This window comes from Paraburkholderia youngii (genome assembly GCF_013366925.1).
GTDB lineage: Bacteria > Pseudomonadota > Gammaproteobacteria > Burkholderiales > Burkholderiaceae > Paraburkholderia > Paraburkholderia youngii.
The window spans coordinates 6610864-6631354 of sequence record NZ_JAALDK010000001.1; the positions used below are offsets into that span (position 1 = coordinate 6610864).

Here is a 20491-nt window from a genome sequence, read left to right on the forward strand (position 1 = left end):
ATGAATGCACCGGAAATGCTGAACGCAGGCAACCAGGCCGCCGAGGCCACCACGGCCCCGAACGCCGCGCGCGCCCCGAAATCGCCGCTCACGCGCCGCGAGCAGAAAGAAGCGTACGAGAACAACAAGCTGTTCAAGCGCCTCGCGCGCCAGGTCGGCCAGGCGATCGGCGACTACAACATGATCGAGGACGGCGACAAGGTGATGGTGTGCCTGTCGGGCGGCAAAGACAGCTACGCGATGCTCGACATCCTGATGCGGCTGCGCGAGCGCGCCCCGATCAATTTCGACATCGTCGCGGTCAACCTCGACCAGAAGCAGCCGGGCTTCCCCGAGCACGTGCTGCCCGAGTATCTGACCCAGCTCGACATCCCGTTCCACATCGAGAACCAGGACACCTACAGCATCGTCAAGCGGCTCGTGCCGGAGGGCAAGACCACCTGCTCGCTGTGCTCGCGGCTGCGGCGCGGCATCCTGTATCGCGTCGCCGGCGAGCTCGGCGCGACCAAGATCGCGCTCGGCCATCATCGCGACGACATCCTGCAGACGCTGCTGCTGAATCTGTTCTACGGCGGCAAGCTGAAGGGCATGCCGCCCAAGCTGCAATCGGACGACGGCAAGAACATCGTGATCCGGCCGCTTGCCTACGTGAAGGAAACCGATCTGGAGAAGTACGCGGAGCTGCGCGAATTCCCAATCATTCCGTGCAATCTGTGCGGTAGCCAACCAAACCTGAAGCGCGCGGAAATGAAGGCGCTGGTCCGCGACTGGGAGAAGCGTTTCCCCGGCCGCATCGAGAACATGTTCAACGCGCTGTCGAACGTAGTGCCGTCGCATCTGATGGATCACCAGCTGTTTCCGTTCGCGGGGTTGCGCGCGACCGGCGAGGCCGACCCGCAAGGCGACATCGCGTTCGACGAAGAACCGTGCTCGAGCGGCGACGAAGGTGCACCGCTCACCGGCGCGAAGACTATTCCGCTGGTCCAGTTCGACGACCTGTAGAGAGCGAAAATTGCTTGTTTTGGCGGCATTCGGGCGGTTTTCCGCTGGCTTGCACGCCCTGCCGAGGCCGCGTCTGCGGCCTTTTTTGCAGGTGCAGCATGATAGAATCGTGCGCTCCAAACTCGTCTATTTGCCGACGCCATGAACATCGTCATTTTGGCGGCAGGTACCGGCAAGCGCATGCGGTCCGCGCTTCCCAAGGTGCTCCATCCTCTGGCCGGCCGGCCGCTCCTCGCTCATGTCATCGACACCGCCCGCGCGCTGAAGCCCGCGCGCCTGATCGTCGTGATCGGCCACGGCGCCGAAGCCGTGCGCGAAGCCGTCGCGGCGCCCGATATCCAGTTCGCGGTGCAGGAGCAACAGCTCGGCACCGGCCACGCGGTGCAGCAGGCGCTGCCGCTGCTCGATCCTTCGTTGCCCACGCTGGTGCTCTATGGCGACGTGCCGCTCACGCGCGCGCTAACGCTGCGCGCACTGACAGAGCGCGCCGGGCAGGACGGTTACGGCGTACTCACCGTCACGCTCGACGACCCGAACGGCTACGGCCGCATCGTGCGCGATCAGCATGGCAACGTGCAGCGCATCGTCGAGCAGAAGGACGCAAATCCGGAGCAGCTGAAGATCGCTGAAATCAACACCGGCATCATCGTCGCGCCGACCGCGCGCCTTGCCGGCTGGCTCGCGGCGCTCAAGAACGACAACGCGCAAGGCGAGTTCTATCTGACCGACGCGGTCGAGATGGCGATCGAAGCCGGCCTCGAAGTCGTCACCACGCAGCCCGACGACGAGTGGGAAACGCTCGGCGTCAACAGCAAGCAGCAGCTCGCCGAACTCGAGCGGATTCATCAGCGCAACGTCGCCGACGCGCTGCTCGTCGCGGGCGTGACGCTCGCCGACCCCGCGCGCGTCGACGTGCGCGGCACGCTCGAATGCGGCCGCGACGTCTCGATCGACGTCAACTGCGTGTTCGAAGGCAGCGTGTGGCTCGCTGACAACGTCAGCATCGGGCCGAACTGCGTGATTCGCAACGCGCGAATCGGCGCGGGTACGCGGGTCGATGCGTTCACGCACATCGAAGGCGCGGAAGTCGGCGCGAAAGCCGTTGTCGGTCCGTATGCGCGCTTGCGCACAGGCGCGGCGCTGCAAGACGAGTCTCATGTAGGGAACTTCGTCGAGATCAAGAACGCTGTGCTCGGTCATGGCTCGAAAGCCAACCACCTCAGCTACATCGGCGACGCGGATGTCGGCGCGCGCGTGAATATCGGCGCGGGCACGATCACCTGCAACTACGACGGCGCCAATAAATTCCGCACCGTGATCGAGGACGACGTGTTCGTCGGCTCGGACACGCAACTGGTCGCACCGGTGCGCGTGCAGCGCGGCGCGACGATCGCGGCCGGCACCACGGTGTGGAAAGACGTCGCCGCGAATGCGCTGGTGTTGAACGATAAAACCCAGACGAGCAAGACGGGCTACGTGCGCCCAGTCAAAAAGAAAAGCTGATCGATATGGCGCGCCCACGAGGCGCGCTCACTGAATTCGGCACTGAAAAGGAATACACCATGTGCGGCATTGTCGGCGCGGTTGCGCAACGTAATATCGTTCCCGTCCTGATCGAAGGACTGCGACGTCTCGAATATCGCGGCTACGATTCGTGCGGCGTCGCCGTGCTTGGCGCTCGCGGGCCGAGCCGCGCACGCAGCGTCGCGCGCGTCGCCGACCTCGACGCTCAGGTGCGCGACGGTCACCTCGAAGGCGTGACGGGCATCGCGCATACACGCTGGGCCACGCATGGCGCGCCGGTCACCGACAACGCGCACCCGATCTTCTCGCGCGACGCGCTGGCGTTGGTACACAATGGAATCATCGAGAACTACGAGACCTTGCGCGAAATGCTTCGTGGCAAGGGTTATGAGTTCGTGTCGCAAACCGACACCGAGGTTATTGCTCACCTGATCCATAGCCTGTATCGCGGCGACCTGTTCGCCGCGGTGCGCGAGGCGATCGCAGAACTGCACGGCGCGTATGCGATCGCGGTGCTGCATAAGGACCAGCCGCATACGGTGGTCGGCGCCCGCCAGGGCTCGCCGCTCGTGGTCGGACTCGGCGACGGTGAAAACTTCCTGGCCTCGGACGCGCTCGCGCTCGCCGGCAGCACCGAGCGCTTCATCTTCCTCGAGGAAGGCGACGTCTGCGAACTGTCGCTCGATGGCGTGCGCATCGCCGATCGCCAGGGCGAGATCGCGCAACGCGAGGTGCGTCAGGTCGCAGCCTATGGCGGTGCGGTCGAACTCGGCCCGTATCGCCACTTCATGCAGAAGGAAATCTTCGAGCAGCCGCGCGCGATCACCGACACGATTCCGCAAGCGGACGCGTTCGATGCGTCGATCTTCGGCGAAGGCGCGCGCCAGGTGTTCGCGGACATCGACAGCCTGCTGATTCTCGCGTGCGGCACGAGCTACTACTCGGGACTCACCGCCAAGTACTGGCTCGAATCGGTCGCGAAGATTCCGACTCAGGTCGAGATCGCGAGCGAGTATCGCTATCGCGAGTCGGTGCCGAATCCGAAGTCGCTGGTGGTGGTGATCTCGCAGTCGGGCGAAACCGCCGACACGCTCGCGGCGCTCAAGCACGCGCAGGAACTCGGCCACCAGCACACGCTCGCGATCTGCAACGTCGGCACGAGCGCGATGGTGCGGCAGACCGAGTTGTCGTTCCTCACGCATGCGGGCCGCGAGATCGGCGTCGCGTCGACCAAGGCATTCACGACGCAGCTGGTCGCGCTGTTCACGCTGGCGGCAACGCTCGCGAAGCTGCGCGGACGTTTGAGCGACGAGCAGGAAGCGAGTTACCTGAAGCAGTTGCGCCACCTGCCGGCCGCGCTGAACAGCGTGCTCGCGCTGGAGCCGCAGATCATCGCCTGGTCGGAGGAGTTTTCGCGCAAGGAACACGCATTGTTCCTCGGACGCGGCATGCATTATCCGATCGCGCTCGAAGGCGCGCTGAAGCTCAAGGAAATTTCGTATATCCACGCTGAGGCGTATCCGGCTGGCGAGCTGAAGCACGGGCCGTTGGCGCTCGTGACCGAAGCGATGCCGGTGGTGACGGTTGCGCCGAATGACGCGCTACTCGAAAAGCTGAAGTCGAACATCCAGGAAGTGCGCGCGCGCGGCGGCGAGCTGTATGTGTTCGCCGATGCGGATACGAAGATCGTCAACGGCGAAGGGCTGCATGTGATCCGGATGCCGGAGCACTATGGCTTGCTGTCGCCGATCCTGCACGTGGTGCCACTGCAGTTGCTCGCGTATCACACCGCGTGTGCGCGTGGCACAGATGTGGATAAGCCGCGCAATCTGGCGAAGTCGGTGACGGTGGAGTGACGACGAAGCAGAAGACGTAACGACGGCGGCGTCGACGAACCGGGCCGCCGGCTCCCGCCAAATCAGCCGCGCCGCCATTCGGTGCGGTGCGGCTGACGAAACATCCACCGCTCAAATCGGCATCTGTCGTTCCACGATGCCTCGACGTGACGACGCCACATCGACTACCCTCTGTCGACATCCCGTGGCCACGTCACCATGAACACCTCATCTTCCAACACGCTCACCGAGAAGCTCAAGTCGCGAGTCGTACTGATCGCGCTGTTCGTCGGTTCGATGTGGGCCGTGTTCTTTCTGTCGGTTGCGTTGCCGTTCCTGCATCTGGACGAACACGGTGTCGTGCCGCGTACGTTCGGCGGCTTGCAAGGGATTCTGTTCGCACCGTGGCTGCATGCGAGCGTCGGGCATATCGCGGCCAACACGAGTGGGCTCGTCGTGCTGGGCTGGCTGTGTACGTGGCCGCACATCGGCGGCTTCTGGCGCGCGACCATCGGCGCGATGCTCGGCGCCGGTCTTTGCGCGTGGCTGTTCGGCGCGCCGTATTCGGTGCATATCGGCGCGAGTGGACTGGTGTTCGGCTATGCGGGTTACCTGGTCGCACGCGGCTACTTCACGCGCAATCTGGTATCGATCCTCGTGGCTCTAGTCGTGGTCGGCAGCTACGGTCTGAGTCTGCTGTTCGGTGTGCTGCCGATCTATCCCGATGTGTCGTGGCAGAGCCATGTCGGCGGCGTGATCGGCGGTGTGCTCGCGGCACGCTCGGGAGCCGGGGCTGCGCGCCGGGTGCGGGCGCGCTGACGGAGACCTCGCCGTTCGTTGGAATGGCCCCGGTTCGAGGGTGTCTCGGCCTACAACTCCGGCCGCGCCAGATCGCTCGCGACGATGTGTTCGCCATACACCTGCGCGGCCGCGAGTGCTTCGACGCGGCTCGGATGCGGGCCGAGTTCGGGCGCGCCGTCGAACGGAAACAGCACGCGGCCGTCGGTCGTGCGCACGACCTTCAACACGCCGAAGAAGCGCCGGTAGCCGGCCATCTTCGCGCTCGTCGAAATCTCGAAGTCGTCGTCCGATGTGCCCGGGACGCTGGGAATAAACGCGGTCTTGCTCATAGCTGAAAACATCGGTTGTTCATCGAGGCGGTGCGCAACGCGATACGCACGGCCGACGTGCATTGTCTCAAATCCGCGCGAACGATGAAGCGAGCGGCCCCCTCGCCACGCGATCGAGCGCTTCGAGCGCGAAGACCCGAGCTCTCATCCGTACACGAGCAAGTTCGATTGCTACCTCGACAGAAAAGTGCAACTAACTGCACAAGAGTTGCGAAGCAAAAGCTGTTCGACGACCCCGCCGGCGGCAATTGCGCGTCCTGTCATATCGACCAGCCGGGCGTGAACGGAGCCCATCCGCTCTTCACCGCGTTCCTCGCAACGCTGACCGACGGCTATGACCTGAAGACCGAAGCGGTCAAACAAGCGGATCCAAAAATGCGAAGAGTTCTGGTCACCATTGATTTAAAAGACAAAAACTGTCGAAGAAAGGCTCCGTAGTGCACCGCGGAGCTATAATGCGCGGATCTTTGCTTCCCCCGACGTCCACCATGAGCCGGTTACTTTGTCTGATCGTGCTTTCGCTCGGCCTCGCGCAAACCGCGGTGGCCGACGAAAACACCGACCGAATATCGGCGTACCTGACGCAGAAATTCGGTGTGGGCAAAGAAAAAGCTCAAAAAATCTCCGACGCGGTGCAATCCGCCGCCAACAAATACTCCCTCCCTCCGGCGCTGCTGCTCGCCATCATCTCGATCGAATCCCGCTTCAAGGAAAAGGCCCGCGGCGCCAATGGCGCGACAGGGCTGATGCAGGTCGTGCCGCAGGCGCACCGCGGGCTGCTGCGCAACGTAAAGGACCTGACCGAACCGGGTGCGAACATCGAAGCCGGTTCGGCGATCCTATACGGCTACATGCGCTCGGCGAACGGCGATCTGAATATGGCACTGAAGAGCTATGGCGGCTCGAAGGCCTATGCGCAGAAGGTGAATCTGCGCGTCGAAGATTTCGCGGCGGTTGCGACGCCCGCGGACGGCGCTTCAGGAGCCGCCGGGCGGGCCGCGTCGTGCGAGGCGGATCGTTGCGCCGGTGAGAACCCGTGGGCCGACGCGTTCAGCCTACCGGCGGCGCTTACTACACCTGTGGCACCTGCGGCGAGCGGGGCCACCGCGGCCTCTGGGTCGAGTTCGGCCGCGACAGCTGGCTCGACGCGCACGACATCGAACTAGGCGCGCCGGCGCGGTTTCTACTCCCGTTTTCGCCGTACGTGCTGCGAAGGTCGGGCGGCGTGCATCCAGTTGATGTGCCGTGTTACATGACGTAATGGGGTTCGGGCTCCGACTTGCACGCTTTTTACGCACATAGCGCTGCCCGATCTACAATGCATTCCCATTCGCGCTCACGAGGCGCTTCTTGCACCTGATCATGCAGACCCCCTTCTCCCGCACCACCGCCGCGGCCCTGTTCGGGCTGCTCGCGCTCACGGCATGCAGCAGCACGCCGCAACCCAAGTTCACGCAGGAACTGTTCGAAACCGGCGCAAGCCCGTACGCGCGCAATTTCAATTCGAGTACCGGCGATAGCTGCGAAGCCGCGCGCCGCGCACTGCTGAGTCAAGGCTATCTGACGACGATGTCGCGCCCCGATACCGTCGACGGCACGAAGAATTTTCAGCCGACCGGCGATTCACACGTGGTCGTCGAATTTCACGTCGTCTGCACGCCCGGCGAAGAGGCGGCCAATACCAGCATCGTTTATGTGAACGCGGTACGGAACGGCTTCGCGTTGAAGAAGAGCGATACGTCGGCGAGCGTCGGGCTCAGCGTGCTCGGTTCGCTGTCGCTGCCGATTCGCTCGAATAGCGACGCGATGGTGAAGATCTCGAGCGAAACGATCCCGTCTGGGAAGTTCTACGACCGCTTTTTCAGCCTCGTCGATCATTACTTGCAGACCGTCGTGCGTACGCAGCCGGTGACGAGCAGCTCGATCGAAACGCGCACGCTGCCAATGCAGGTAGCCACGCCGCTCCAGCTGACGATTCCTGATCCGGTCCCCGAGCCGGTACCGGCGACGACTCCCGCTGCCGTTCAGGCGACGCCTGCAGTGTCGGTTCAGGCGACGCAGCCATCTGCGGTTCAAGCTGTCCAATCAGCGCCCGCCTCAGTGCAGTTAACCGCGCCCGCACCGGTTCCGTTAACGACGCCGTCGCCAACCTCTGCGGTCCAACCAACCGACCCGATTGGCCAGGCCGCTGCGATCGAACCCGCGAGCGGCACGGCGTCTCTGGTGCCGTGACAGCGGCGCAGCGGCTTTCGCATCGAGGCTGATCAAGATCCGATCAGCCTTTGATTCAGGCGCGCAGCCAGATTCACCTTATGGTGTTTACTTGATACGTATACATACGTAGTAGTAGTTAACAAGGGTTAACCGATTCTGTGGATAAGTCGCAAATGTCCCGCCGCTTCAACATCATGCGAAATCGATAACCCTGCGGAACACGTCGGTAGAAAAACTACATAACTGGGATAAGTTCGAACACGCGTTAACCGACCCCCACCTTTATCAAGATTTCGCGCACAGGCTGTTCGTCGTGCTATCCCGAAGTTATTCAGAGGTCGCTGTGGATAACCATCGCCTCTGAAATACGTTTGCCGTTGCCCGCACGTGCGCTTCGCGCGATGCGAAGCGCACGCCAACGCACAGAGTTTCGGCCACCGAACGCGCACATTGATGACGCGGTACGAAGATTGCGCGCCTTCTTATTGCAAGCGCAACTGTTGCTATTTCGTCAAAAACCATTTGCCCAGCGAACAATCCGGCATAGAGTTAAAGTGCTTTGTGAGGTTTCTGGTGCAGTGCGGGGGATGTATGAAACGCAGATCAGCAGGACAGCTAGTCCGTCTTCTGTCGGACCTTCGACATGCGGCCCATTGCAGATCGTTGCGGGCGGCCGCAACCAATCGGATGATGGCGCTGGCAGCCGCCGAGGCTGCCGAGAACGGCGACACCGCTCGCGACGACGACGGTCCCGAGTCCACGCGCAATGCGCAGCGCGACAAGCTGTTCCGGAGCAGATCATGAGAACCGCGAGCGAACAGTCGTTGCGGTTTCTGGTCGACAAGTGGCTTTCGCCATCGCCGGCGGAGCCGGTTCACGTGACGGAGTTCAGCCGCACGCGCACCGGCGGGCGGCGTTATGTGCGGGTGGAAACTTCGTCGGAAGAGGGCGCGCGCGGTTTGTTCTTCTTTCGGCACGACGACGGCTGCTGGTGTGTGTTTCCGCCGACCGCCGATACGCCGAGCCTTTTCGCTCATCCGCGCGCGGCATAGTTGGGCGAATGGGCAAGACGCCTGCCGGTGCGCGTCGCGCACCGAGCGTCGGCGTCGAATCGTTTTAACCGCTGTCAGTCACAACCCCTGCGGAGCATGCTGCCGGGCGCGTTTCCAGCCCGGCAGTACCTGACACACGAACAATCCCGCGAGCATCAGCGCACAGCCGAACAATGCGCGAGCCGTCAGCGTCTCACCGAGCACGAGCCATCCCGCGAACGCCGCGAACACGCCTTCCATGCTGAAAATCACCGCCGCGTGCGAAGGCGCCGCATAGCGCTGCGCGACCACCTGGATCGTATACGCGACACCCACCGATAATGCACCGCCGTACGCGATCGTCGGCGCGGCTCGCACAATGACCGCGGCGCTAACGGGCTCGACGACGAGGCCAATCGACAGACACACGAGCCCACAGGTCACGAACTGCACGAGCGCGAGCATCAGCGTGTCGTGGCGCGCCGCGAAGCGGCCGACCAGCATCATCTGCGCGGAAATCACCAGCGCCCCGGCGAGCTGATACCAGTCGCCATACAGCATCGAGAAGTGCTCGTCGACGCTCAGGAAGTACATGCCAACGGCCGCGAGCAGCGCGCCAAGCCATGTACCGAGGCCGGTCCGGTGGCGAAACAGCACGCCGAGCAGCGGCACGATCACCACATACAGCGAACTGATGAAGCCCGCGTTCGCGATCTTCGTGTACTGCAGGCCGATCTGCTGCAGCGAGATCGACACGGCCAGCACGACACCGAGCAGCCCGCCCGCGCCAAGCAGTTCGCGGGCGCCGCCAGGCGCGCGCTTCGTCAGTTCGGCGAGCGCCGGGCGACGCACGCAGACGATCATCGTCAGCACGACGAGCGCGCCGAGCAAAAAGCGCAAGCCGGTGAACAGGAACGGGCCGATCGTATCGAGGCTCAGTCGCTGCGCGACGAACGCGGAGCCCCAGATCATCGCGGCGATCAGCATCAGCACGTTCGCGCGCAGGTGTTGGCGGGTGTCGGGATTCAAGGTTTGTTCTGTTTTGTCGTGTGGATCGGGCTGGGAAGCCGCAAGGGCGCGCCACGCGGTGCGCAGCCCGTAAGGAATCGCTCACATGATACGCGGGCCTCGCGCGCCGGGCAGGCAAAGCCCGCGAGCCGCGCGATAATCGCGCAACGGGCGCGGTCGCCGCCGTGCGGACCGGTGTGATCACGCGACTTGCAAACCGGACCGCGATTACTGGCTCCTTCCACGAGCAAACGAAATGGACGACAAGGACTGGATCGCGGGCGCCGCGAAGGCGCTCGCGATCATCGAAGCATTCGACGAAGAACACGCGCGCATGACGCCGACGATGGTCGCCGCGCGCGCCGGCCTGTCACGGACGGCCGCACGCCGCTATCTGCTGACGCTGCGCGAGCTCGGCTACGTCGACACCGACGGCAAGCTGTTCTGGCTAGCACCCCGCGTGCTGCGGCTCGGCCAGTCTTACCTCGATTCGGCGCGGCTGCCGCGCACGGTGCAGCCGTTCCTGCAGCGGATCACCGCGACCGTGCAGGAAACCGCGCTGGTTGCAATTCTCGACGAACACGACGTCGTCTACGTCGCGCGCAACGGCGTGAATCGGGCGATGGCGGTCGGCTTCGTGACCGGCTCGCGCGCGCCGGCGCCGTTGTCGTCGGCGGGGCTTGTGCTGCTCGCGTTTCAGCCGCCCGACAGCATCGACCCGTGGCTCGCGTCGTATCCGATCAAGGTTTTTACGCCGTACACCTATTCGACGGTCGACCGGCTCAGGGAAGTGCTCGGCGAAATCCGCCGCAACGGCTACGTGGTCACCGACCAGCAGCTCGAGATCGGGGTGCGCGGCGTCGCGGTGCCGCTGCGCGACCGGCACGGTACGGTGGTCGCGGCGATCAGCGTCAGCATGCCGATCGGCGAGGAGTCGGCGAACGCCGCGCTGCACCGCGTTTTGCCGGCGCTGCAGGAGACCGCGAGCCTGCTGCGGAACCTTGTTTGAGCGCGGCGAAGCGGTCGGCGAGGCGCGCGGCAGGTGGCTTCACGGGGGAGTTGGTAGTGTCCCTGGTGCAACTTGCAGGTCGATGCAAGCACGCTGAAAGCAGGCTGTCTCCCGGAAAATACATATCGAGTTTTGCGCATGACAAACCGCCTACGCTTGGGTAATACTCTCCCGCGGGGAGCACAAGGCGCCTCGAAGTCCGGCCCGCTCTACCGTGCAGCTGTTGTATTCATTCACATTGACTAAGTCGTCTGGTTTGGGGATCAACACATGAAGAAAGTTATCGTCTCGCTCGCAGCCGCTTCGATCGCACTCGTTTCCGTTCAGGCTTTCGCACAGGCATCGGATGCCGCAGCTACGGAAGCAGCAAGCGCACCGAAGAAGCACCACATCAAGCAACTGAAGACCCACGGCAAGAAGGCACACGTTTCCGCTGCCGCTTCGGCCGCTGGCACGAACGACAAGGGCACGCAGAACTGAGCCGACGCCCGCTCGTCGGGCGTGCCATACCGCTGCACCGGGCCGCTTGCCGGTCGATGCAGCCGGTGAAGGCGGATGCGTTGCAAGCAAAAAGGCCAGAGCGCGAGCTCTGGCCTTTTTGCTTTTGCGGCGAGTATTGCGCGCGGGAAGATCAGCCCGCGAGCCCGCGCCGGATCACTTCATCGAGCAGCCCGTTCAGGCCGTCCGGATGCGTGGCGGCGCGCGTTTTCAATTCTTCCACCAGCCCGCTATTGAGCTTGCACGCAAACGGGACGAGGCCTTGCGCCTGATCGAGCTTGCGCTGTTCGCGCCGGTCGACTTTCGGCTCGGTCGCCGCGTTCTTGCCGCCGCGGTTCGCGGCCGCCTGCTTCATCGCGTTGCCCAGTTTCAGCGCCTTGTTCTTTTCAAGGTCGGTTTTTTTCATCGCCATCGGAAAGGCCTCTGCCAAATAGATCAACCCGCATTGTACGCAAGCGCGCGACGTCAGCCGACTCGCTCCGGCGCGCTGACGGAGACGCTGTCCATCAACGCGCGCATCCTCTGCCAATGCGTGCCTTCCCAGAAAACCCGCCCGCATACATCGCAGGTGACGAAGCGGCTATGCCGCTGCAGCACGCCGTGCGGCACACGCGGGCCGGCTTCCTCGCGCCCGATTCGCCGCAGCGGCGCGTTGCATACCAGGCATAGCCGGAACGGTTGCGCGCTGCGCGCGAGATCGAGCCGCTCGAACACTTCGCGTAACTGCTCGCGCGGCCGCAGCGCGCGCACATAGCAGCCATGCGTGATGTTGCGGCGTTTGAGCAGCTCGCGGTCGCGCGTTAGCACGATGCGCTGTTGCGCGGCGGCGAGCGCCTCGATATCGGCGTCGGGAAAGTGGTTGTCGTACAGCGTATCGAAGCCCGCGAGCCGCAATAGTGGCGCGAGGCCGCCGAGATGCGCGTCGGCGATGAAGCGCATCACGCGCAACGGACGCTCGCGCACACGCAGCAGCGGCTGGATGTCGAGCGCCTCGAACTTTGGATAGACCGCGACGCGGTCGCCGTCGGCGAGCGGATAATCGAAACCGACCGACTCGCCGTTCACGAGGATCAGCTCGACCTCGGTATGCGGCACACCGAGCACTTCGATCATGTGCTTGGTCGTCGCGTCGCGCGCGCAGACGCAGGTGAACGCGCGCCGGCGCAGCGGCCGGGCGATGAAGTCGTTCAGCTCCTCGTAGAAGCGGAATGTCGCGGTGACCATGCCCGCAGTATCGCACCGCCGGGGCGGCGTGTTGTCCTGCGCGTGTCGCATGAGTGTGCTTTACTTCGGTTTCTTTAGAAGACGGAGCGATAGATGGACATCGGTTTTATCGGTCTCGGCGAGATGGGCGCCGCGATGGTTGCAAACATTCTGAAAGCCGGGCACCAGGTGCGCGTGTGGAACCGCTCGCCGGAGAAGGCTCAGCCGCTGGCCGCGCTGGGCGCGCAAGTGGTCGCCACGCCGGCTGAAGCGTTTGCGGGCGACGCCGTGTTCTCGATGCTCGCCGACGATGCCGCGCTGCGCGAAGTCATCACCGCGTCGCTGCTCGAACATGCGCCGCGCGGGCTGATCCACGCGAACATGGCGACGATTTCCGTGGCGCTCGCCGAGGAACTGGCGACCGCGCACGCGTCGCGCGGCGTGCACTATGTGGCCGCGCCGGTGCTCGGGCGGCCCGACGTAGCGGCCGCGGGCAAGCTGACGATCGTCGCGGGCGGCCCGGCCGAATCGATCGACCGGATCCAGCCGATTTTCGACGTGCTCGGCCAGAAGACCTGGCGCATCGGCTCGCTGCCGCAGCAGGCGAACGTGATGAAGCTGGCCGCGAACTTCATGCTCGGCGCGGCGATCGAGTCGCTCGGCGAAGCGGCCGCGCTCGTGACGGGCCACGGCGTCGGAATGCAGGACTTCCTCGATGTGATCACGAGCGGCCTGTTCCCGGGGCCGGTGTACTCGGGCTACGGCAAGCTGATCGCCGAGCAGCGCTTCGAACCGGCGCTGTTCAAGGCGCGTCTGGGACTGAAGGACGTGCGCCTCGCGCTCGCCGCCGCCGATGCGGTGACGACGCCGATGCCGGTCGCAAGCGTGGTGCGCGACAGCCTGATCGAGGCGATCGCGCACGGCGACGGCGAGAAGGATTTCGCGGTGCTGGGCCAGGTGGCCGCACGGCGCGCCGGCCGTTGATCGTGGCCGTCGATCGCCGCACGCGAGCGATCGACCCAATGTGACCGCATGGAGTCACGCTGGGCGGCAAGGCATAATGGCCGCCCGATTTCCCTACACCCGACCTCGATGACTCTGCATACCTGGTGGCTGTTCGTCGCCACCGTTTTCGTCGTTTCCGCGATTCCCGGTCCCAACATGCTGCTCGTGATGACGCACGGCGCCCAGCACGGTCTGCGCCGCGCGAGCGCGACGATGGCCGGCTGTCTGTCGGCGCTGGTGCTGATGCTGGCGGTCTCGGCGGCGGGACTCGGCGTGTTTCTGGCGGCATGGCCGACCATGTTCAACGCACTGCGCATGATCGGCGCGGCCTACCTCGTGTATCTGGGCATCAAGGCATGGCGCGCGCCGGCCGACGAAGCCGCCGCGCAAACCGTTGACGACCTGGCGGTCAGGCCCGCGCGCTCGCGCTTCGCGCTGTTTCGCAACGGCTTTCTGGTCGCGAGCAGCAATCCGAAGGCGATTCTGTTCGCGGCCGCGCTGCTGCCGCAATTCATCGATGCCACCGAACCGAAGTTGCCGCAGTTCGGCGTGCTGCTCGCGACGTTCGCGTTGATCGAGGTCAGCTGGTATCTGGTGTACGCGGGTTTTGGTACACGCATCGGCGCGAAGCTGAAGAGCCGCAGCGTCGCGCGGATGTTCAACCGGCTGACGGGCGGTGTATTCGTGGGTTTCGGCGCGATGATGGCGCTGTTGCGGCACTGAGCACCGCGCCTGCTCGCAGACAAGGGGAAACTGAAGCGTATTTGTGTGACCGTTGTATGTTTGCAACATCGAGGGTCAACCCTAATTTGCATGTTGCAACGCACCAAGCGGTTTGCTATAGTACGTCTTGTCTCCTCCATGTCTCCTCTGATATGGATTCAGCCCGCCAACCTAGGCGGGCTTTTTTTTGCCCGGAATTCGCCGCGTGTGCGCAAAGCGCCACCGCCGCGACCGCGGTAAATCAAGCTCAGAACTTATACGACGCGGCCACGAAGGAAGTGACCAGGTTCGCGGTATTAAAACGAAAAAAGCCGGTCTTTGTAGACCGGCTGGCTTTTTCGTAGGCTCGCAGCGAGGCTCGCGGGTCGACTCGCTTAGCGTTTCAAACCGCTGTCTTCGGTCGCGCCGATCGCGAGATTCATGCACTGGATCGCCGCGCCCGACGCGCCCTTGCCGAGATTGTCCAGACGCGCGACGGTTACGAAGCGCTCCTCATTGCCGAACACGAATAGATCGACACGATTGGTGTCGTTGTTCGCCTGCACGTCGAAGAAGCCATTGTCGAGGTTCGCGTCGGCGTCGAACGGTGCGACGTGCACGAATGCTTCGCCTGCGTAGTACTCGGCGAACAGAGCCTGCACGTCCTGCGGTGTCGTCTTCTTCGCGAGCTGGCCCGGCGAGAAGTACGTGGTGACCGCGAGGCCCTTGTAGAAGTCGCCAACGATCGGCGTGAAGATCGGCGCCGACTTCAGGCCCGTATGCGCGGCCATTTCCGGCAGATGCTTGTGCGTGAGGCCGAGCGCGTACGGGCGCGGGCTCTTGAGCCTGTCGTTGCCGCCGGCTTCGTAGTCGGCAATCATCTTCTTGCCGCCGCCGCTGTAGCCGGTGATCGAGTAGGCGTGCGCGGCGAACTCGGGCGCGACGACGCCGCCTTCGACGAGCGGGCGCATCGCGAGCACGAACGCCGAGGCGTGGCAGCCCGGCACGGCGATGCGTTTGGCGGTGCGCAGCCTCTCGCGCTGCGAACGGGCCAACTCAGGCAGGCCGTAGGCCCAGTCGGGCGAGGTACGGAATGCGGTGCTCGCGTCGATCAGCACTGTGCGGTCGTTCTCGACGAGCGAAGCGGATTCGCGCGAGGCGACGTCGGGCAGACACAGGAACGAGACGTCCGATGCGTTGATGAGACGACGGCGCTCGTCCAGGTCCTTGCGCTTCGCTTCTTCGATACGCAGGATTTCGACGTCGGCGCGCTGCGACAGGTATTCAAAAATCTTCAGGCCGGTCGTGCCTTCCTGTCCGTCGACAAAAACTTTCGTGCTCATCTCACTCTCACTCGCTGGAAACGGGGCGCGACGCCGCGCCGGAACGTTATTTTAAGACGTCATCGCCGCGACCGTGCGGTGCAGCGCGAAAAAACGACGATGCCGGCGCAACGGGACATCGGCGTGACCCGTTGTGCGGCAAATGCGGGCTGATGACCGAAGATGCACTACAGATGCGGCGCGACGCCCCTTCGGCGCCGTTCAGGCCGCTGGCCATCAAGCGCGCGCCGCGATCCAGCGCGCGGTGACGCCCGCGATGCGCGCGCCGAACAGGCGCGCGGTTTCGAGATCGCCCGGCGGCGGCGCTTCGTCGGGCGACGCATCGGCCGCCGATTGCGTGAGCAGGCCGGTAAAGCCGCCGACGAAGTTCAGATCGTTGCGCGTCGCGGCCTTCGTGTTCGACGGCATCATGCCGGTGCCCGCCCAGATCATGCTGTGCTGCATCGCCAGCGTGACGAAGTACTGGATCGTCGAGAACTTGTCGCCGTTCATCGTCGCCGAGTTCGTGAAGCCGGCCGCGATCTTGTCTTTCCACGCCTGCGCGAACCACGGTTTCGAACTCGCATCGGCGAACTTCTTGAAGTCGGCCGACGGGCCGCCCATGTAGGTCGGCGCGCCGAAGATCAGCGCGTCGGCCGCGGCGAGTTCGTCCCACGAGGCGTCGTCGAGGTCGCCCACCGGCGTCAACTTCGCGTGCGCACCGGCTTCGAGCGCGCCCGCGAGCACGGCTTCGGCGACCTTCTTCGTATGGCCGTAGCCGCTGTGATAAACGATGACGATCTTCGACATGGACTGCTCCAGCAAGGCGACCCGGAAGGTGATGGGAGACGAAACGCGATGCGGCGCGGCGGCGCGCCATGACGACCGCGCTGGCCGCCACTAGCGCCCGTAATTGACCACCAGCTTCGCGCTGCCGATCGCGGCCGTGCCGATCTCGTGATCGAACATCAACGCGGGACGCCCTTGCGCGAGACGCAGATCGGCCGAGTTCAACGCGTACACGGTGATGATATAGCGATGCGGTTTGCCGGGCGGCGGGCACGGGCCGCCATAGCCGTCCGTATCGAAGTCGTTGCGCGCTTCGACCGCGCCGAGCTTGCGCAGGAAACCGGACGAACTGGCATTCTCGGGCAGGCTGTCGACCGTGGCCGGGATGCCCGCGACCGCCCAGTGCCACCAGCCGCGCCCAGGCGCGTCCTCGTCGAACATCGTGATCGCGAAGCCGCGCGTGCCGGCCGGCGCGGCGCGCCATGAGAGCTGCGGTGATCGGTTGCCGCCCTTGCAGTCGCTCTGGTCGAACACCTGCGCATTCTGCACGGCGCCGCCCGCGCGCACGCTCGCGCTCGTCAGCGTGAACGGCTCGTCGGCGCGGGCACCGGCACTATGCGCCGCCAATAGTGCGAGCATCGCACCGACGGCGAGCGATCGATGCCACCGGGATGAAGCCAACGAAACAACCAGGCAACGCACGCGCATATGCCGGTTCTCCTGTCAGGGCGCGAGGCGCGGGTCCTCGCGATGGTCGTTGTCCTGAATTGTGCCCCAAGGTCGAATAAAGTCTAACACCAGCGCTGATTAGCTCTGCGACGCAATCTGTTCGCTTCCCGCGGAATTAGCAGATAGGAAATCAGCTATAGTAAGAGGATTATCGGGCGACCCTGGCTGTATTTATCTCGTTTAAATAGCGAGCGTCGAAAGAAGTGTTAGAAGTTGTGGAGACCGGTTTATCCGTCCAGAGGAGGACGATGCAAATTGCACTCAGGGTCGTGGTGGCAGACGATCATCCGGTTATTCTGTTTGGTGCCGAAAATGCGCTTCACAAATTTCCCGGTATGCAAGTCGTTGGGCGCGCAAGACAGTCGACTGAACTCATCAAATTGTTGCAATCCACCGGATGCGACGTGCTCGTCACCGACCTGGCCATGCCGGGCGGTCAGTACGGCGATGGCTTGCAACTGATCGACTATTTACGCCGCAATTTTCCGAACCTGCCCATTGTCGTGCTCACCATGCTCGAGAACGCCGCCTTACTGAAACGGCTCAAGGAGCTTGGCGTGACGTCGGTCGTGAACAAGTCGGACGATCTAAGCCATATTGCGCTTGCGGTACAGCACGTCGGCCGTCGCATGACCTATATGAGTCCGTCGGTGAAGGCGGTGCTCGAAGGGTTGCGGGTCAATTCGGCCGGCAAGCGCGACGACTCGAAGCTGTCGAGGCGCGAACTCGAAGTCGTGCGGCTGTTCGTATCGGGTATGACGATCAAGGAAATTTCGGAGCGTTTGAATCGCAGCATCAAGACGATCAGCACGCAGAAAAATGCAGCCATGCGCAAGCTCGGAATCGATCGAGACTCCCAACTATTCCAGTATGCACAGAGCAATGGTTTGCTGAATCTGTCGTCGAACGCGGCCAGGAACATCGCGAACGATTCCTGATATCGCGCCTCGTTTCGTCCGCCGCGTAATCGGCGAAAGGTAATCGGCAATATGCAATCGGCGATAAAAAAAGCCGCCTGTTTCGCAACAGGCGGCTTTCTTATTCAATTCGCATAAAGCGGCTACGTTTTTATTGTCACTGCTTTACCGCGATGGCTTTATTGCGGCGCAGACGTCGCACCACCATGGGCCGCGGACCATTCGGCAGGCGCGTGCAGGAATTTCTCCACTTCGTCGATTGTCTTCGTGTCGAAGTAGTTGTTTTGCTTCGCAACGCGCAGCACGTCCCACCACGTGGCGAGCGCGTGCAGATCGACGTCGATGTCTTTCAGCACCGACACGCTTTCCTTGAAGATGTTGTAGTGGAACAGCACGAAGCAGTGGTTCACCGTCGCGCCGGCGGTGCGCAGTGCGTTGATGAAGTTGATCTTGCTGCGGCTGTCGGTCGTCAGGTCTTCGACGAGCAGCACGCGCTGGCCTTCGGTCAGCAGACCTTCGATCTGCGCGTTACGGCCGAAACCCTTCGGCTTCTTGCGCACGTACTGCATCGGCACCATCAGGCGGTCGGACAGCCATGCCGCGAACGGGATACCCGCGGTTTCGCCGCCGGCGACCGCGTCGATCTGCTCATAGCCGACGTCGCGCAGGATCGTCGCTTCGGCCATTTCCATCAGGCCGCGGCGCACGCGCGGATACGAGATCAGCTTGCGGCAGTCGATATACACCGGGCTCGCCCAGCCGGACGTGAAAATATACGGTTTCTCCGCGTTGAAATGCACTGCTTGCACTTCGAGCAGCATTTTGGCGGTGGTGTCGGAGATCGTCTGGCGATCGAAGCCTGTCATGGGCGGATCCTTCGGAGTGAGCGGGGGAGAAGCGGGCGCCGGGCCCGGTGGCGCAGCAAGCGGGGTATGCCGCGCCATGCTGGGCGGGATACGCGGCCGGGGGAAGAGCAAAGACCGGCTTTTGCTGCGCGCGTGGGCCGTTATTTTACCTGAAATGGGTCGCACCGAGGAGGCCGTCGTACGCGCCGCCGCCCCCGGTGGGCGCTTCGGCGCGCGCATCGTCTTGTGACCGACTGAGGCCGCCTTTACACTCACGCGACTTTCCCGGGTGGCAACCCACGCAGCCGCCTCCAGACCAACGGAATGCTTTCAATGAACGCCGCTCCATCCGCCTCAGCCTCCGCCACCGAAACCCGACCGGCCGTCAAACCGGGCCATGCCGGCCGCGCACTGCTCGCGTCGGTGCTGGGCTACGCGATGGACGGCTTCGATCTGCTGATCCTCGGCTTCATGCTGCCGGTGATCGCCGCCGACCTGCATCTGAGCTCGTCGCAGGCCGGCGCGCTGGTTACATGGACGCTGATCGGCGCGGTCGCGGGCGGCGTGCTGTTCGGCGTGCTCAGCGATTATTTCGGCCGCGTGCGCATGCTGACGTGGACGATCCTGATCTTCGCGGTGTTCACCGGCCTGTGCGCGCTCGCGCAGGGCTACACGGACCTGCTGGTCTACCGGACCATCGCCGGCATCGGCTTGGGCGGCGAATTCGGCATCGGCATGACGCTGGTCGCCGAAGCGTGGCCGGCGTCGCAGCGGGCGCGGGTGTCGTCGTATGTCGGTCTTGGCTGGCAGCTCGGCGTGCTGGCGGCCGCGTTGCTGACGCCGCTCCTGCTGCCGGTGATCGGCTGGCGCGGCATGTTCGCGCTCGGGCTGTTGCCGGCGGTCGTGTCGTTCTTCGTGCGGCGCCGCGTCGAGGAGCCGGCGCTTTTCAACCAACGCGTCGCGCGCGGCATGCGCAAGCTGCCGCTGAAACTGCTGTTCGTCGATGCGCGCACGACGCGCGCGAGCCTCGGCGTCACGATCCTGTGCTCGGTGCAGAACTTCGGCTATTACGGGCTGATGATCTGGCTGCCGAGCTATCTGTCGAAGACCTTCGGCTATTCGCTGACCAAATCGGGGCTATGGACTGCCGCGACGATTCTCGGCATGGCGGCCGGCATCTGGCTATTCGGCATCGCCGCTGACCGCTTCGGCCGCAAGCCGACGTTCCTGTTCTACCAGGCGGGCGCAGTCGTGATGGTGTTCGTATATGCGCAACTGACGACGCCGATGGCGTTGCTGATCGGCGGCGCGGCGATGGGGGTGTTCGTGAACGGCATGATCGGCGGCTATGGCGCGCTGATTTCGGAGCTCTATCCAACCGATGCGCGCGCCACCGCGCAAAACGTGCTGTTCAACGCCGGCCGCGCGGTGGGCGGCTTTGGGCCGGTGGCGGTGGGCGCGCTGGCGGCGCGCTACTCGTTCGGCGCGGCGCTCGCACTGCTCGCGTCGATTTACCTGCTCGACATCTTCGCGACACTACTTCTGATTCCTGAGCGACGCGGCGCCGAGCTCGACTGAGCGACCCGCCGCCAATTGGCGGAAAAACACTGTCAGGTGCAGCGACTCCGCATTTATAGCGGCTGGTTCGCCAATGGCGAGTTCTGTTAACCACTCAGTGCATCGACACTTCCGGGGTGTACACTGATCGACCCGCGAAGCACTCCGCAT

General features: G+C 63.9%; 21 protein-coding genes and 1 pseudogene. 14 read left to right on the top strand and 8 right to left on the bottom strand.

The window, feature by feature from the left end; genetic code table 11:
- From ttcA to G5S42_RS30145, 4 genes are all read left to right on the top strand, one after another.
- Positions 1–1002, top strand: coding sequence for a tRNA 2-thiocytidine(32) synthetase TtcA (ttcA, locus tag G5S42_RS30130; RefSeq protein ID WP_176110058.1), 1002 nt, complete (start codon positions 1–3; stop codon positions 1000–1002).
- Between the two features lie 141 nt (positions 1003–1143).
- Positions 1144–2505, top strand: a complete 1362-nt coding sequence (glmU, locus tag G5S42_RS30135; protein ID WP_176110059.1) for a bifunctional UDP-N-acetylglucosamine diphosphorylase/glucosamine-1-phosphate N-acetyltransferase GlmU — start codon at positions 1144–1146, stop codon at positions 2503–2505.
- A 59-nt stretch (positions 2506–2564) separates the two neighbouring features.
- Positions 2565–4382, top strand: coding sequence for a glutamine--fructose-6-phosphate transaminase (isomerizing) (glmS, locus tag G5S42_RS30140; protein WP_176110061.1), 1818 nt, complete (start codon positions 2565–2567; stop codon positions 4380–4382).
- Positions 4383–4580: 198 nt separating this feature from the next.
- Complete coding sequence (locus tag G5S42_RS30145) at positions 4581–5180, top strand: rhomboid family intramembrane serine protease (RefSeq protein WP_176110062.1); 600 nt, start codon at positions 4581–4583, stop codon at positions 5178–5180.
- Between the two features lie 50 nt (positions 5181–5230).
- Here G5S42_RS30145 and G5S42_RS30150 read toward each other — a convergent pair whose 3' ends face one another.
- A complete protein-coding gene (locus G5S42_RS30150) occupies positions 5231–5491 on the bottom strand; it encodes a DUF6723 family protein (protein ID WP_176110063.1) in 261 nt (86 codons plus the stop codon).
- A 109-nt stretch (positions 5492–5600) separates the two neighbouring features.
- Between G5S42_RS30150 and G5S42_RS30155 the strand changes: the two are divergent.
- The 4 genes and pseudogenes from G5S42_RS30155 to G5S42_RS30170 all read left to right on the top strand — a co-directional run.
- Positions 5601–5803, top strand: a pseudogene (locus G5S42_RS30155) (cytochrome-c peroxidase); the annotation flags it as partial.
- Positions 5804–5979: 176 nt separating this feature from the next.
- A complete protein-coding gene (locus G5S42_RS30160; RefSeq protein WP_176110064.1) occupies positions 5980–6657 on the top strand; it encodes a lytic transglycosylase domain-containing protein in 678 nt (225 codons plus the stop codon).
- 196 nt (positions 6658–6853) lie between these two features.
- The gene (locus G5S42_RS30165; RefSeq protein WP_176110065.1) at positions 6854–7723 is read left to right on the top strand and encodes a DUF2242 domain-containing protein; all 870 of its coding nucleotides are present in this window, start codon (positions 6854–6856) and stop codon (positions 7721–7723) included.
- A gap of 782 nt (positions 7724–8505) precedes the next feature.
- On the top strand, positions 8506–8757 hold the full coding sequence (locus G5S42_RS30170) for a hypothetical protein (RefSeq protein ID WP_176110066.1): 252 nt from the start codon (positions 8506–8508) through the stop codon (positions 8755–8757).
- 78 nt (positions 8758–8835) lie between these two features.
- Here G5S42_RS30170 and G5S42_RS30175 read toward each other — a convergent pair whose 3' ends face one another.
- Positions 8836–9765, bottom strand: coding sequence for a DMT family transporter (locus tag G5S42_RS30175; protein WP_176110067.1), 930 nt, complete (start codon positions 9763–9765; stop codon positions 8836–8838).
- Between the two features lie 235 nt (positions 9766–10000).
- On the opposite strand from G5S42_RS30175, the gene G5S42_RS30180 reads away from it, so the two are divergent.
- Positions 10001–10753 carry an IclR family transcriptional regulator domain-containing protein gene (locus G5S42_RS30180; RefSeq protein WP_176110068.1) on the top strand — a complete coding sequence of 251 codons (753 nt, stop codon included), beginning with the start codon at positions 10001–10003 and terminating at the stop codon, positions 10751–10753.
- A gap of 270 nt (positions 10754–11023) precedes the next feature.
- The gene (locus G5S42_RS30185; protein WP_018432578.1) at positions 11024–11233 is read left to right on the top strand and encodes a hypothetical protein; all 210 of its coding nucleotides are present in this window, start codon (positions 11024–11026) and stop codon (positions 11231–11233) included.
- Between the two features lie 151 nt (positions 11234–11384).
- Here the strand turns inward: G5S42_RS30185 and G5S42_RS30190 are convergent, their stop codons facing one another.
- Positions 11385–11663 (bottom strand): hypothetical protein, encoded by a 279-nt coding sequence (locus G5S42_RS30190; protein ID WP_176110069.1) that lies wholly within the window; start codon positions 11661–11663, stop codon positions 11385–11387.
- Between the two features lie 53 nt (positions 11664–11716).
- Entirely contained in the window at positions 11717–12475 is a 759-nt protein-coding gene (locus tag G5S42_RS30195; protein ID WP_176110070.1) for a Mut7-C RNAse domain-containing protein, read from the bottom strand.
- Between the two features lie 93 nt (positions 12476–12568).
- Here G5S42_RS30195 and G5S42_RS30200 point away from each other — a divergent pair, with 93 nt between their 5' ends.
- A complete protein-coding gene (locus G5S42_RS30200) occupies positions 12569–13438 on the top strand; it encodes an NAD(P)-dependent oxidoreductase (protein WP_176110071.1) in 870 nt (289 codons plus the stop codon).
- Between the two features lie 108 nt (positions 13439–13546).
- Positions 13547–14182 (top strand): LysE family translocator, encoded by a 636-nt coding sequence (locus G5S42_RS30205; RefSeq protein ID WP_176110072.1) that lies wholly within the window; start codon positions 13547–13549, stop codon positions 14180–14182.
- A gap of 374 nt (positions 14183–14556) precedes the next feature.
- On the opposite strand, the gene argC is transcribed toward G5S42_RS30205, so the two are convergent.
- The 3 genes from argC to G5S42_RS30220 form a co-directional block, all read right to left on the bottom strand.
- Positions 14557–15504, bottom strand: a complete 948-nt coding sequence (argC, locus tag G5S42_RS30210) for an N-acetyl-gamma-glutamyl-phosphate reductase (RefSeq protein WP_176110073.1) — start codon at positions 15502–15504, stop codon at positions 14557–14559.
- Positions 15505–15720: 216 nt separating this feature from the next.
- Positions 15721–16293 (bottom strand): flavodoxin family protein, encoded by a 573-nt coding sequence (locus G5S42_RS30215; RefSeq protein ID WP_176110074.1) that lies wholly within the window; start codon positions 16291–16293, stop codon positions 15721–15723.
- A gap of 90 nt (positions 16294–16383) precedes the next feature.
- Positions 16384–16980, bottom strand: coding sequence for a YbhB/YbcL family Raf kinase inhibitor-like protein (locus G5S42_RS30220; protein WP_176110075.1), 597 nt, complete (start codon positions 16978–16980; stop codon positions 16384–16386).
- Between the two features lie 269 nt (positions 16981–17249).
- On the opposite strand from G5S42_RS30220, the gene G5S42_RS30225 reads away from it, so the two are divergent.
- Positions 17250–17939 (top strand): response regulator, encoded by a 690-nt coding sequence (locus G5S42_RS30225; protein ID WP_176110076.1) that lies wholly within the window; start codon positions 17250–17252, stop codon positions 17937–17939.
- Positions 17940–18097: 158 nt separating this feature from the next.
- Here G5S42_RS30225 and G5S42_RS30230 read toward each other — a convergent pair whose 3' ends face one another.
- A complete protein-coding gene (locus G5S42_RS30230) occupies positions 18098–18784 on the bottom strand; it encodes an orotate phosphoribosyltransferase (protein WP_013090785.1) in 687 nt (228 codons plus the stop codon).
- A gap of 312 nt (positions 18785–19096) precedes the next feature.
- Between G5S42_RS30230 and G5S42_RS30235 the strand changes: the two genes are divergently transcribed.
- Positions 19097–20341 carry an MFS transporter gene (locus tag G5S42_RS30235; RefSeq protein ID WP_176110077.1) on the top strand — a complete coding sequence of 415 codons (1245 nt, stop codon included), beginning with the start codon at positions 19097–19099 and terminating at the stop codon, positions 20339–20341.
- Positions 20342–20491: the final 150 nt, after the last annotated feature.